The organism is Xanthomonas sp. CFBP 8151, assembly GCF_011761885.1.
GTDB lineage: Bacteria > Pseudomonadota > Gammaproteobacteria > Xanthomonadales > Xanthomonadaceae > Xanthomonas > Xanthomonas arboricola_B.
In genome coordinates this window covers 1,086,385-1,098,825 of the sequence record NZ_JAASQZ010000001.1, presented here as the reverse complement: position 1 = coordinate 1,098,825, position 12,441 = coordinate 1,086,385, and the positions used below count along the sequence as shown (strand labels likewise).

Annotated in this window: 12 protein-coding genes; 10 read left to right on the top strand and 2 right to left on the bottom strand. The window is 66.1% G+C overall.

What is annotated here, in order from left to right:
- The first annotated feature begins 155 nt into the window (after nucleotides 1-155).
- From FHT08_RS04625 to FHT08_RS04580, 10 genes are all read left to right on the top strand, one after another.
- Entirely contained in the window at nucleotides 156-695 is a 540-nt protein-coding gene (locus FHT08_RS04625; protein ID WP_166774425.1) for a GNAT family N-acetyltransferase, read from the top strand.
- The gene (locus tag FHT08_RS04620) at nucleotides 692-1,021 is read left to right on the top strand and encodes a non-heme iron oxygenase ferredoxin subunit (RefSeq protein ID WP_047129065.1); all 330 of its coding nucleotides are present in this window, start codon (nucleotides 692-694) and stop codon (nucleotides 1,019-1,021) included. The genes FHT08_RS04625 and FHT08_RS04620 overlap by 4 nt, the downstream gene beginning before the upstream one ends.
- A 565-nt stretch (nucleotides 1,022-1,586) precedes the next feature.
- Nucleotides 1,587-3,905 carry a TonB-dependent siderophore receptor gene (locus FHT08_RS04615; protein ID WP_104535928.1) on the top strand — a complete coding sequence of 773 codons (2,319 nt, stop codon included), beginning with the start codon at nucleotides 1,587-1,589 and terminating at the stop codon, nucleotides 3,903-3,905.
- A gap of 48 nt (nucleotides 3,906-3,953) precedes the next feature.
- The gene (locus tag FHT08_RS04610; protein WP_104535929.1) at nucleotides 3,954-4,640 is read left to right on the top strand and encodes a Fe2+-dependent dioxygenase; all 687 of its coding nucleotides are present in this window, start codon (nucleotides 3,954-3,956) and stop codon (nucleotides 4,638-4,640) included.
- Entirely contained in the window at nucleotides 4,633-5,391 is a 759-nt protein-coding gene (locus FHT08_RS04605) for a tetratricopeptide repeat protein (protein ID WP_166774424.1), read from the top strand. The genes FHT08_RS04610 and FHT08_RS04605 overlap by 8 nt, the downstream gene beginning before the upstream one ends.
- A 7-nt stretch (nucleotides 5,392-5,398) precedes the next feature.
- Nucleotides 5,399-6,037, top strand: coding sequence for a PepSY-associated TM helix domain-containing protein (locus FHT08_RS04600; RefSeq protein ID WP_104535931.1), 639 nt, complete (start codon nucleotides 5,399-5,401; stop codon nucleotides 6,035-6,037).
- Nucleotides 6,038-6,060: 23 nt separating this feature from the next.
- Nucleotides 6,061-6,576 (top strand): DUF2271 domain-containing protein, encoded by a 516-nt coding sequence (locus tag FHT08_RS04595; protein ID WP_104606067.1) that lies wholly within the window; start codon nucleotides 6,061-6,063, stop codon nucleotides 6,574-6,576.
- 172 nt (nucleotides 6,577-6,748) lie between these two features.
- Complete coding sequence (locus FHT08_RS04590) at nucleotides 6,749-7,552, top strand: DUF4198 domain-containing protein (RefSeq protein ID WP_104606066.1); 804 nt, start codon at nucleotides 6,749-6,751, stop codon at nucleotides 7,550-7,552.
- A 67-nt stretch (nucleotides 7,553-7,619) separates the two neighbouring features.
- Complete coding sequence (locus tag FHT08_RS04585) at nucleotides 7,620-8,594, top strand: FAD:protein FMN transferase (RefSeq protein ID WP_166774423.1); 975 nt, start codon at nucleotides 7,620-7,622, stop codon at nucleotides 8,592-8,594.
- Nucleotides 8,591-10,330, top strand: a complete 1,740-nt coding sequence (locus tag FHT08_RS04580; RefSeq protein ID WP_166774422.1) for a flavodoxin domain-containing protein — start codon at nucleotides 8,591-8,593, stop codon at nucleotides 10,328-10,330. Before FHT08_RS04585 ends, FHT08_RS04580 begins: the two co-directional genes overlap by 4 nt.
- Before the next feature lie 291 nt (nucleotides 10,331-10,621).
- On the opposite strand, the gene FHT08_RS04575 is transcribed toward FHT08_RS04580, so the two are convergent.
- Together FHT08_RS04575 and FHT08_RS04570 are read right to left on the bottom strand one after the other, a co-directional pair.
- A complete protein-coding gene (locus FHT08_RS04575) occupies nucleotides 10,622-11,287 on the bottom strand; it encodes an EF-hand domain-containing protein (RefSeq protein ID WP_166774421.1) in 666 nt (221 codons plus the stop codon).
- A 153-nt stretch (nucleotides 11,288-11,440) separates the two neighbouring features.
- Nucleotides 11,441-12,196 carry a HutD family protein gene (locus tag FHT08_RS04570; RefSeq protein ID WP_166774420.1) on the bottom strand — a complete coding sequence of 252 codons (756 nt, stop codon included), beginning with the start codon at nucleotides 12,194-12,196 and terminating at the stop codon, nucleotides 11,441-11,443.
- Nucleotides 12,197-12,441 lie beyond the last annotated feature (245 nt).

Below are 12,441 nucleotides of genomic sequence, written 5' to 3'. Positions count from 1 at the left end.
GGAGAATCGAAAAAGCGCTGTCGCGCATACTGATGCAGTTCGACACGTTGGAAGTAGCTCATCAAGCGGCGCAACGCTTTTCCCGATTCCCGATTCCCGATTCCCGATTCCCGATTCCCGATTCCCGATTCCCGATTCCCGCTAAACTGCACCCCATGCAGACCATCACCTTCCGAACCGCCACCGTCGACGACATCGACGCCCTTGTCTCGCTGGTGACCTCGGCCTATCGCGGTGATGTCAGTCGCGTTGGCTGGACCACCGAGGCCGACTTTCTGGACGGCGCGCGGATCGATCCTGCGGTGCTGCGCGAGGACCTGTTGCGCGATCGCAGCCTGGTGCTGCTGGTCGAGCAGGACGGGCGCCTGCTGGCCTGTGCGCATATCGCCGACGACCACGGTGCCGGCTACTTCGGCATGTTTGCGGTGGACCCCTCGCTACAGGGCGGCGGGCTGGGCAAGACGCTGCTGGCCGAGGCCGAGCGTATCGCCTACAGCGAGTGGCAGCTGCCGGTGATGCGGATGACGGTGATCGACATCCGCGACGAGCTGATTGCGTTTTACCAGCGGCGCGGCTATCGCCGCACCGGCATCACCAAACCGTTCCCGTATGGCGACGAGCGGTTCGGTGTGCCGCTGCGCCAGGACCTGCGCTTCGAGGTACTGGAAAAACCGCTCGGCGGCGCAGCGCTGTGAACCAGGCCTGGACCTTCGTCTGCGCCAGCGAGGCGCTGCTGCCCGGCGAGCTGCAGACCGTCTGGGACGAGGTGACCGATACCCCGATCGTGATCTTCAACCTCGACGGCGAGTTGTATGCGCTGGAAGACCGCTGTAGCCACGAAGACTATGAATTGTCGCCGGGCGCGTTCGACACCGCAGAAGGCAGCATCGAGTGCCTGCTGCACAGCGCGCGCTTCGACATCCGCGACGGCCGCCCGCTCTGTGCGCCGGCCTACACCGCGGTGCCCAAATTCCCGGTCAAGCGCGAACACGGCGGCATCTGGACCCGCGACGACCGCTGACAACCGCCGGATCCGTGCGTGACACGACACCCTTGAGCGGAGACCACCCGAGGCTCTGATCCGAAGTCTCGGCCCCGGCCGCACGCCCCCCCTGGCATCTGCGGATCTGCAGCCTGCCTGAGAAGAGGCGCTGCGCCATCAACGAGCTCGACCAGCCCGATGGCGGCACGTGGGCATCTTGCCAGGGCGCATACATGCCAAGGTCCCTGCGACCTCAGATCGATGGCGCAAGGCCTGACGCTCCGGGCAGCGTGGTTGCCTCGATGTGTGGCGCCAGACGACAATCATTGCAAAGAAGAATGATTTTCATTTAAGATCTCAGCCCTTCAGGCCTTCTTAACAACTGGCCTGCCCTGCGATCCCATGCGCCCAATTCTGCTCGGCACTTCCTTCCTGACCTTGCCTCGTTTGCGCCCCGCTGCGCAGCGCCGGTGCGTGGCCGGAAACTGGTCGGGTCAATTGGCCGCCTCGGGCTAGCGGGCGCGCATTTTCCGATCTGCCTTCCCATCCGCATCCGCCGAGCCATCGCCAGGCAGGAGCCTCGCTTTCCTCTTCGAGACGCCTCATGACTCCCAGGATTTCCCCGCTCACCTCGGCCGTGCTGCTGACGCTGTCCGCTCCTGCCTTCGCCCAGCCTGGCGATGCGCCGGCACCTCCGGGCGCGGTCGATCTGGACGCCATCCGGGTGCAACAGGAACGCGCGCAGAAGCCATCCTCGCCCAAGTACACCGAGGTGCTGCGCGACACGCCGCAGACGATCACCGTGGTCACCAAGCAGACCATGGACCAGCAGAACCTGCTGTCGCTGCGCGACGTGCTCAGCACCCTGCCCGGCATCACCTTTGGCGCGGGCGAAGGCGGCGGCGGCTACGGCGACAGCATCAACCTGCGCGGCTTCACCGCCAGCAGCGACATCACCACCGATGGCGTGCGTGACAGCGCGCAATACAGCCGCAGCGACATCTTCAACCTGGAAGCGGTGGAACTGATCAACGGCGCCAATTCGGCGATGTCCGGCGCCGGCTCGGTCGGCGGCAACATCAATCTGGTCACCAAGACCGCCGGCCAGGGCGACTTCACCAATGTGGTGGTCGGCGGCGGCAGCGATCGCTATGGACGGCTGACCGCCGACAGCAATCACGACTTCGAGAACGGCACCGCCGTGCGCCTGAACGCGATGGGCCACACCCAGGACGTGCCGGGGCGTAACGAGGAATTCCGTCACCGCTGGGGCTTTGCGCCGTCGGTGGCGTTCGGCCTGGGCTCGGATACCCGCTTCACCCTGAGCTACCTGCACCAGCACGACAACAACCTGCCGCAGTACGGCGTGCCGTTCGCGCTCAGTCCGTTCAACGACGGCCCGCTGCCGGGCGTGGACCCGGAAACCTTCTTCGGTTACCGCAACACCTCGCGTCAGGAAATCGACGTGGACATGCTGACCGGCGTGCTGGAAATGGATTTCGACGACAACGTCAAACTGCGCAGTCTGGCGCGCGTGCAGCGCGTCGACCAGACCACCAACGCCACCGCACTGCAGGGCACCTGGTGCCTGCCCAACGGCACCGACCCGTACACCGGCCGCGCCTGCGTCGGCCAGCCAGCGGCGAGCTGGAATCCCAACAGCGGCCCGCGTGGCCTGGTCCGCGAGACGGAGAACTTCATCGCGCACAGCCAGACCGACCTGACCGCCACCCTGCACACCGGCGCCATCGAGCATCGCGTGGTCGCAGGCGTAGCCTTCAGCAAGGAAGACTTCGAACTCGATAGCGGCACCACCTTCCGCAATGCCGACGGCTCCGCCACCGGCATCACCTATCCGCTGCAGTCCTTCGACAATCCGTACAACATCTGGACCGGCCCGCAGAATTACGTCCGCACCGGGCGCAGCAAGGGCAGCCTGACCAATCAGGCGGTGTACCTGTTCGACACGCTGCAGTTCAACGAACACTGGATGCTCAACCTGGGCGGCCGCTACGAACACAACGAAGGCGACAGCACCACCTACACCGTCAACGCCGCCGGCAACGTCACCGGCGTGAGCGCGGGCTTCCCGGCCGGCAGCGAGGAGGACCTGTTCTCGTATCGCGCCGGCCTGGTATTCAAGCCGGTGGAGAACGCCAGCCTGTATCTGTCCTACGCCAACAGCAAGACGCCGTCCAAGGCCTCGGTCAACGGCTCGTGCACGCCGATCGCCACGGCCACCGCCGGCGCCAACTGCAATGTCGAGCCCGAAACGGCGGTCAACATCGAACTGGGCGGCAAGTGGGACGTGCTGGACCAGCGTCTGGCACTGACCGCTGCGCTGTTCCGCAACGAGCGCGAAAACTACAAGGTCAACAGCGGCGATCCGCTGATCCCCGAGCAGGTGCTGGACGGCAAGGCCCGCGTGGACGGCATCGCGCTTGGCGCCGCCGGTTACCTGACCGACCGCTGGTCGATCTTCGCCAACTACACCTTCCTGGACAGCGAAGTGCTGCAGAGCGTGTCCAACCGCACCGAGAGCCTCACCGGAGACCCGGTGGCCGGACGCGCGCTGGTGCAGACCCCGCGCAATGCCGGCAATATCTGGACCACCTATACGCTCAACCAGTGGACCTTCGGCTACGGCGTCACCTACCAGGGCGGTTTCTATCCCAACAACGCCTCGGCTGCGGCCTATCTCAAGACCGACGACTACTGGGTGCACCGCGCAATGGTCGGCCTGCGCGTCAACGACTGGCTCAGCCTGCAGTTGAACGTCAACAACCTGTTCGACGAGGAGTACTACACCAGCGTGCGCAACAACCTCACCGTCAATGCGGCCGGCACGGTCACTGCCGGCAATGGCTGGGCGCTTCCGGGCGAAGGCCGCTCGGCGGTGTTGAGCGCCACCTTCAGTTTCTGACCCACTGGCACGCCGTCCGCACAACGCGGGCGGCGTGGAGACCACCGCATGTTGCTGCCCATTCCCGATGTTCTCAGTCCCGCCCAGCTCGCCGAGCTGCGCGCGCGGCTGGACGCGGCCGACTGGGCGGACGGCCGCATCACCGCCGGCCATCAGTCGGCGCAGGCCAAGGACAACGCACAGCTGTCCGAAGCCAGCGCCACCGCACGCGAGGCCGGCGCGCTGGTGCTGGACGCGCTCTCGCGAAGCAGCACGTTCTTTTCGGCGGTATTGCCGCGGCGCATCTATCCGCCGCTGTTCAATCGCTATAGCGGCGGGCAATCGTTCGGCTATCACGTCGACAACGCGATCCGCTATGACCGCAGTCGCGGCGGCGCAGATCCCGTGCGTACCGATGTTTCGGCCACCTTGTTTCTCAGCGACCCGGACAGCTACGACGGCGGCGAGCTGGTGATCGAGGACACCTACGGTACGCAGTCGGTGAAGCTGCCGGCCGGGCACCTGGTGATCTATCCCGGCACCAGCCTGCATCGGGTGATGCCGGTAACCCGCGGCGCCCGTGTCGCCTGTTTCTTCTGGACCCAAAGCATGCTGCGCGACGATGCGCAGCGTCGCTTGCTGTTCGAACTGGATGTGTCGATCCGGCGGCTCACCCAGGACACCCCCGGCCATCCGTCGCTGATCCAGCTCACCGGCGTCTATCACAACCTGTTGCGGCAATGGGCCGATGTCTGAGCCCGCACTGGACCCGCCGCAGCTGATCGAGCTGCTGCACACGCAACCCGATCGCGCGGTCGCGCTGCTGCGCAGGGCCGCCGAGCGCCAGGATCTGGCAGCGCAACTGCTGCTCGCCCAGCTCTACGCCGAAGGCCGCGGCATCCCCGCCGATCCGGCCATGGCGATGCTGTGGTACGAGGTCGCCGCCAATGCCGGGCATCCGGAAGCGATGAACCAGCTGGGGCGCTGCCACGAACTGGGCTTCGGCACCGTATGCAACGAGCTGCTGGCGGCGCTGTGGTACCGCCGCGCCGCCGAGCATGGGCTGGATTGGGGCATGTACAACCTCGCCCATCTGTATGGCTCGGGCCGGGGCGTGGCGCAGGACCACGCGCAGGCGTTGGCGCTGTATCGCACCGCCGCCGAGCGCGGGCATGCCAAATCGATGAACTTCGTGGCGCGCTATCTCGACCAGGGCCTGGCCTGCACTGCCGATCCGGTCGCCGCGCGCCACTGGTACCGCCGCTCTGCCGAGGCAGGCGATTTTCGCGGCCAGGCCGGTTACGCCACCTTGCTCGCAGACGCCGGCGACATCGACCAGGCCGAGCGATGGATGCGCCGTGCGATCGCCGGCGGGCATGCCGGCTTCCTGCAACAGCTCACCCCGTTGCTGGCGGGTGCAACGCAGCCACGTCTGCGCGGGTTGCTGAGCGAAGTGGCCGCGCGGCAATCGCACCTGCGGCCGTCGCCCGCAGCGGATGTGGCCTGAGCGCGCCATGGCGACCTCCAACGACACTCTTGCCACCACCCAGCAACGCCGCGGCTTCTGGCTGCGCATGCTGCATCAATGGCATTGGATCAGTTCGGCGCTGTGCCTGATCGGCATGCTGCTGTTCACCATCACCGGGCTGACCTTGAACCATGCCGGGCGCATCGAAGCCAGCCCCTCGACCGAACACCGCACGCTCACGCTGCCGCCGGCATTGCTCAAGTCCCTGGGCACCCGCGACGACGGCGATGCCCCGTTGCCGCCACGCGTGGCGCAGTGGCTGGGGCGTGAGCTGGATATCAGCATCGGTAACCGTGCTGGCGAATGGTCGGCCGACGAGGTGTATCTGGCGCTGCCGCGTCCTGGCGGCGATGCCTGGCTGAGCCTGGACCGCAGCACCGGCGCGATCGAATACGAGCGTACCGGGCGCGGTGCCATCGCCTATCTCAACGATCTGCACAAGGGACGCAATGCCGGGCCGGCCTGGGGCTGGTTCATCGACGTGTTCGCTATCGCCTGCCTGGTGTTCTGCATCACCGGGCTGTTCCTGCTGCATCTGCATGCGCGCCAGCGCCGCATGACCTGGCCACTGGTCGGCCTGGGTCTGCTGATTCCGTTGCTGCTCGCCCTGCTGTTGATCCACTGACTTTTTTCCTACCGGAGACGATCATGCGCGCCACCCTGACCATCGCCCTGAGCGGCCTGCTCGCCATGCCTGCGTACGCCGCCACGCTCGACATCAACGTCGAGATCCCCAAGCTCAACGTCGCCGAATATCACCGCCCGTACGTAGCGATCTGGCTGGAAGGTGCCGACCAGAAGGTCGCCGCCAATCTGGCGGTCTGGTATCAATCCAAGGACACCGCCGAAGGCCACGGTACCAAGTGGCTGCCGGATCTGCGCCAGTGGTGGCGCAAGAGCGGCCGCACGCTGGACGTGCCGGTCGACGGCGTCACCGGCCCCACCCGGCCTGCCGGCGCGCACGCGTTGTCGTTCACCGATACCAAGGGCGCGCTGAAGTCGCTGCCGGCCGGCCAGTACACGCTGGTGGTGGAAGCCGCGCGCGAAGTCGGCGGCCGCGAACTGGTCAAGGTGCCTTTCAGCTGGCCGGCGACGTCTGCGCAGACCGCTAAGGCCAGCGGCAGCAGCGAGCTCGGCGCCGTCAGCCTGGTCGCAAAACCCTGAGCATTGCCTGCTGGTGGCGGCCGCGCGCAGCGTACGCGGCCGGCCGCGGCACAGGTGCGCAGTGCATCGCGTTGCCAGACACATATCGCTTCCCACGCATCCACCCAGCGCCATACCTGCGCGCTGATCAGACACGTGACCTACCGTCCTCATCGTCCTTCAAGGAGTTGTCATGAAACGTTCGCTCGTCCTGATCGCCATGCTCGCCGCATTGCCGGTCAGCGCACTCGCCCACAAGGCCTGGTTGCTGCCGTCGCAGACCGTCATCGCCGGTGAGGCGCCGTGGATCACCGTGGATGCAGCGGTGTCCAACGACCTGTTCTACTTCAACCACGTGCCGCTGCGCCTGGACAACCTCAGCATCACCGCGCCCGATGGCAGCGCGCTCAAGCCGGAAAATCCGGCCACCGGCAAGTACCGCAGCGTGTTCGATCTGCAGCTCACCCAGCCCGGCACCTACAGGCTGAGCATCGTCAACGCCGGCCTGTTCGCCAGCTGGAAGGAAGACGGCAAGCCAAAGCGCTGGCGCGGCGACGAAGCCCGCTTCGCCACCGAAGTGCCGAAGAACGCGCAGGACCTGCAGGTCTCGCAGTCCTTCAATCGGGTGGAAACCTTCGTCACCCGCGGTGCGCCGACCACCACGGTCTTCAAGCCCGCCGGCAAGGGCATCGAGTTGATTCCGATGACCCATCCCAACGATCTGGTTGCCGGCGAAGCGGCGCAGTTCACGCTGCAACTGGATGGCAAACCGGCGGCCGGGCTGGAGATCGAGATCGTGCGCGGCGGCACCCGCTATCGCGATGCGCAGAACGAGATCAAGCTCAAAACCGATGCCAAGGGCGGCTTCAGCGTGACCTGGCCGGAGCCGGGCATGTATTGGCTGGAAACCACCACCGAAGACACCAAGACCTCGCTGCCGCAGGCCAAGCAGCGCCGCCTGGGCTATGTCGTCACGCTGGAAGTCTTACCGCAGTAATCTGCCGGTGCGCGGCAGGAGCGCACGCAGCGTGCATCCTGCCGCCCCATCTTCATAAGATCCGTCCATGTCCGCATCGTCTTCCGCCGACCACGCCATCGCCACGCTCGGCGGCCGCAGCATGGGCACCACCTGGAGCGTGAAACTGGTGGCGCCGCGCCGGCGCGATCTGCACCCCTTGCATGCGTGCATCCAGGCCGCGCTGGATCGCGTGGTCGTGCAGATGAGTACTTGGGAGGCCGATTCGGATATCAGCCGTTACAACCGTGCACCGGCAGGCAGCTGGCACCGTCTGCCCGACGAATTCCACACAGTGCTGACTGCAGCATTGGAGATTGCGCAGGCCAGCGAGGGGGCCTTCGACCCCACTGTCGGCCCGATGGTCGAGCTGTGGGGCTTCGGTGCTGCCGGCGCGCGCCAGCGCGTGCCGGCAGCGGACGCGATCGCGTTGGCGAGCCTGCGTTGTGGTTGGCAACGCCTGCGCCTGGATGGCATGCGGGTGCTGCAGCCGGGCGCGGTGGCACTGGATCTGTCCGGCATCGCCAAGGGCTTCGGTGTGGATTGCGTGCATCGGGCGTTACTGCACTCGGGTATCGACAGTGCATTGATCGAGGTCGGCGGCGAATTGTTCGGTTACGGATGCAAGCCCGACGCCAGCGCGTGGCGCGTGCTGGTCGAATCCACCCCCGACGAAGACGCCGGCACCGCGCTGCCGGCACGTGTGCTGGCATTGGACGGCCTGGCGGTCGCCACCTCCGGCGATCGCTGGCACCGCTTCGATGCCGATGGCGCACGCTATACGCACACCTTCGACCCACGCACCGGCGCGCCCGTTCCGCATGCCCCCGCGGCGGTCACCGTCCTCGCATCCGATGCAATGCAGGCCGATGCCTGGGCCACCGCCATGACTGTGCTTGGCATTGATGCCGGTCTTGCCCATGCCCGCAGCGCAGAACTGGCCGTGCGATTTCTGGTGCGCAGGGACGGCATTCTGTTCGAATCCATGAGCCCTGCATTCGAACGCCACCTGTCCGCGTCATGATCACCGCCAACTCACGCGTGTGGCTCGGCAACGGGCTGGTACTGCTGGCGCTTGCCGCCATCGTCGGCTGGCTGGCCGGCCTGCATGACGGCACCTGGTGGAGCGTACCCACGCCGCATCGCTGGCAGCTGGCAGCGCTCGGCCTGGCACTGTATCTGGCCCTGTGCGCGGCCGTGCTGCTGCGGGCACGCAAACGCGGTGGCGCACACCATGCACACGCCAGCGGTGTGTTGATCGTCTGGGCAAGCCAGACCGGATTTGCGCGTGAGCTGGCGCAACGCAGCGTTGCCGCGCTGCAATCGGCAGGGGTCGCCGCACATGCGCTGCCGATCGAAGCCGTCGATAGCGATCAACTCGCACGCGTACCGCGGCTGCTGTGCATCGCCAGCACCACCGGCGAAGGCGATGCACCCGATCATGCGCAGGCGGCCGAGCGCGCCTGGCTGGCCGACGACGCGCGGGATCTGGCTGCCGTGCGCTATGCCCTGCTGGCACTCGGCGATCGTGGTTATGCGCACTTCTGCGCGTTCGGACGGCGCCTTGACGATCGCCTGCAGGCGCGCGGCGCCACTCGCCTGTTCGAGCGCATCGAGGTCGATAACGCTGACCCGAACGCGCTGCAGCAATGGCAGCGTCTGCTGGCGGAACTGGCGCCCGCGCTCGCGACGCAACCCGACTGGGGCCTGCCGACCTATATCGCCTGGCAGCTACGCGAGCGTGTCCACGTCAATCCCGGTAGCGCGGGTGCGCCGGTCTACCGACTGCGCCTGACGCCATGCGATGGCGCCTTGCCGCACTGGAGCGCAGGCGATATCGCGGAGATCGCACCGCATAATGCGCCGGACGCGGTGGAGTCCTGGCTGCAGCGCAACCAACGCGATGGCGCGCAGCGAATCGACGGCCGCACCCTGCGCGACTGGCTCGGCGGTGCACAACTTCCCGTCGATGCCGATGCCGCTCTGGGTAGCGATGTGGGTGCCGGCGCCAGTCCTGTTTCCGCTTTTGGTTCCGATGCCGATGCCGGAGTCAAAATCGGCCAAGGTACGGATACGAGTACAGACACAGCCACAGCAACTACAGGTGGAAATTCAGCACTGGACGCAGAAGCACTGGTGCGCCGCCTGGCCGCCTTGCCCCATCGCGACTACTCGCTTGCCTCCATTCCCGAGGAAGGCCACGCCGAACTGCTGGTACGCGAGCATCGGCACGCCGACGGCAGCCTGGGGCTGGGTAGCGGCTGGCTCTGCGTCCACGCACCGATCGGCGCGGCCATAGCGCTGCGCCTGCGCAGCAACCCCGGCTTCCACCCGCCCGCACCCGACCAGCCGATGCTGCTAATCGGCAACGGCACCGGCATCGCCGGTCTGCGCGCGCATCTGCGTGCACGCATCGCAGCCGGTGCACGTCGCAACTGGCTGCTGTTCGGCGAACGCAATGCCGCGCACGACGCACTGTATGCCGACGAACTGCAGCAGTGGCTGCAGGACGGATGGATCGAGCGCCTGGATCTTGTCTACTCGCGCGATCAACCACAGCCGCCGCATTACGTTCAACACGCACTGGCGGCTGCCGCCGATCGCTTGTGTCGTTGGATCGATCAGGGCGCCTGCATCTACGTCTGCGGCAGCCTGCGCGGCATGGCGCCCGAGCTCGACCTTGCGCTGGATTCCATCCTCGGTGCCGGTGTCAGACAGGAACTGCTACGCAACGGGCGCTATCGCCGCGACGTGTACTGAACCATCTTGTGCGGCTGCCAGAGCGACCACAACGCGACTGCACAGACGCCAGCCGAGCGCGCCTGTTGCTGACATCCGCAGCATCCATGCATCCGGTAGCAGCGCGCCAACCGCATCGGCTGATCAGCCGATGCGGTTAGCGCGCAGCCACCTGCCCTTCCCGATGGTCCCAACCGTTGCCAGCTGCCGACAACCGCATGTGACGTTGTGTCAGCCGCCGACGGCGAGGGAGAAAGCACATTGCCCCGAAGTGCATCGAAAAGCGTCCCCGTTATCGCCCAACCACCCCAGTTACGCTGCCAGATCGACCAGAGTGCTGGTTGCCGCGCTGCCGCCAATGCTGCGGTACTGCCCTACAGCCATCTGTACCAACGCTGCATACGCCTGCTGCGTGCCATCACTGCCGGATGCATCGGCGGACGACGGCGGGCGCGGCGGCGGATCGCGCGGCTGCATCGCCTCTTGCAGTTCCTGCAGACTCAGCGCTCCGCTCTTGTCGCTGTCGAGCAGGTCAAGCAGTTGCGTGCTCGATGCGCTGTCGCCATTGACCAGCGTGCTCAATTCACCGCTGCTGACACTCTCGTCGCCATCGCTGTCCAGGCCCGCGAACAACGACTGCACGTCCTGTCCTTGCTGACCCGGCGGAGGCGGCGGCGGCGGTAACGCCTGTGCCAGTTCGCTCTCGCTGACGGTGCCGCCACCATCTTGATCTAGCATGCTCAGCAGCCCATCGATGTCGATCTTGCCGTCCTCATTGCTACTGGACGACAACGCGGTCGACAGTTCCGACGCGGTCAGGCTGCCATCGCTATCGCTATCGATGGACTTGAACAATTGCGTCAGCGGATTGGCTTTTTCCGACTGCGCCGTGGATGCGGTGTTGCCGGTGGCCGCACTGCGGTTTGCATAGGACGTGTAGGCGGCATAGCCGGACCCGACCGAGCTGATGGTACTCATGGATTTCCCCCTGGAATTGCCGGAACCACTCCCGACGCTCGCACTGTTCCCGAGCCAGGTGGCACAGCGATGCCATCGTTTGTCTGCATTGACACGAATGCATCCGGGCACGTGCTGAGGGGCGCGACCTGCCGCGGATAAAGATGCAACGTCCTAGACCGGCCTTACCCGGATCGCCAGTAACTCGCCGCCGCCATCGAGCACGTAACGGGTACGCGAGGAGGCGCTCAGCCACGCGGTATCGCCCGCAGCCAACGGCGGCAAGCCACTATCGCGTCCAAAGCTGGCCTGGCCTGCAAGCAGATGGATTGCCCAGGCGCTGCCCGGATCGGCGAAGAACAGCATGGTGCCGACCAGCGGCCGATGCAGCAGTTCGGTCTGCACCAGGTCACGCCGCCACATCAGGTTGAAATCCCGAGTCGGCCCGTCGAGCAGCGTCGCATGTACCGTTTCTTCGCCTGCGAATCGGGCTCGCTGATACGGCGGCAGCAATTCGCAGCTGCGATGACTGCTGCCGGAAGCATCGGTACCGCCATCGGCGCCGGCGTCATTGCCGCCATGGTCAGCGCTACCGCCCTCATTGCCGCTATCGCTTTTGCTGCCACCGCCACCGCCACCGCTAACAGCAGTGCCACCACCAATACCGGTCGCGGTGCCAGTACCGCTGGCGGCATCGCCAAACTGCAACCGCATGCCATTGCCGTGCAATAGCACTAGCTCGCGATCGATGCCCGGGAATGCGGAAAATGCCGCGTCCTGCTCGATCTCGGCGATCGACAGCCGCAGCGCCCAAGCGTCGACATGGCCGAGGCGCAGGATCTCGCGCGTCCAGCCCAGTCGATTGCGCCATCGCTCGCGCCGGTAGTCGGTGGCCGGAATCACCCGGCTGCTCAGGTCTGTCAGCTGCATTGGCGCATTGTGCCGCAAGCGTGGCGCCCAGGCCGTCTCGTATTGTGCATCGCGCCTGACGCTGAGCCTCAGGCGTGACGCCGAGCCTCGAACTTGATGGTGTGGCCAACACCTCACAAAGCGGCCGGTGCCTTGCGATATGACTGGCGCTTCCTGCTGAGACCGCCCTTCCTGCGGTCACCGCCGCTTGGGTGCGCGTAACCCAAGTGGCCCCAAAACGAAAAACGCCCGGCTGCACATCCAAG